At 45.1% G+C, this 822-nt stretch carries 1 protein-coding gene; it reads left to right on the top strand.

Features of this window, described 5'->3' with window-relative positions; translation table 11 throughout:
• Positions 1-481 precede the first annotated feature (481 nt).
• The gene (locus CVN76_RS06250; RefSeq protein ID WP_100530600.1) at positions 482-805 is read left to right on the top strand and encodes a hypothetical protein; all 324 of its coding nucleotides are present in this window, start codon (positions 482-484) and stop codon (positions 803-805) included.
• Positions 806-822: the final 17 nt, after the last annotated feature.

Raw genomic sequence — 822 nt, 5'->3', positions numbered from 1 at the left:
GCTCCGATATAGTGGTCCGGCTAACCTTCGATGTCTTTATCAGCCATTCCTGCGATATTCCCCGATCATCTAGCCATCGACCTAATTTAGAGCGCGGCTTACCTCCAAATAATCCAAACATATTGATCTTCCTTTCACTCGCTTTTTAATTCCAGTCATGCCCGCCGATGAAACAAGTTATACCCGCCGGCGGATAAAATTATTTTCGCGGACAAGTAAACGTGGACAATCGGTACCACATAGGCTATTAACACGAAAGCAAATAAGTTGGTAAACGGTAGCGTCATAGAATCGGATGTTTTAATTTTCAATTTCGTAACAGATTCAACTCAGTTATATAAGTGCACTTGTATAAGCAGTAAAGCCGGTTTAATAAGCTTCCGGAAACCTGTTAAGGAAGGACCGGAGGGAGAGAGTGAGGGGAGAGCGCGAGAGGGGAAAGAAAATATTCAGATAATTCTAATGAACGGAGATGAGCGAAATGTTCAGAAAACAGCAGCCAGAAGTAATCGACTTCAAAACATTCATGGCAGGGACATACCGTAAGCCTAAGCGCTCCATAAATACGCCCATTTATAGTTTCATGCCTTCGATAACGGTTAGTAGTTTTTTATCGCCTGATGTAGCCGGCATATATGCGGTCGTGTTGGGCGTATTTGCAATCGGAATGCTATCGCACGGTTTGGAGAATTTCGCCGCCAGTTCGGGCCGTGAGGAGCTTGCGTGGGCCATCGAAACAGTGACGAGGTTAGCTTTCACGATTGGCGGATTCAGTTCGATCGCATGGTTCCTACTATCCCTTTGAGGAGGTTATCGCATGAT

Source organism: Bacillus sp. mrc49 (assembly GCF_002803435.1).
This window is presented reverse-complemented; position numbering and strand designations above follow the sequence as displayed.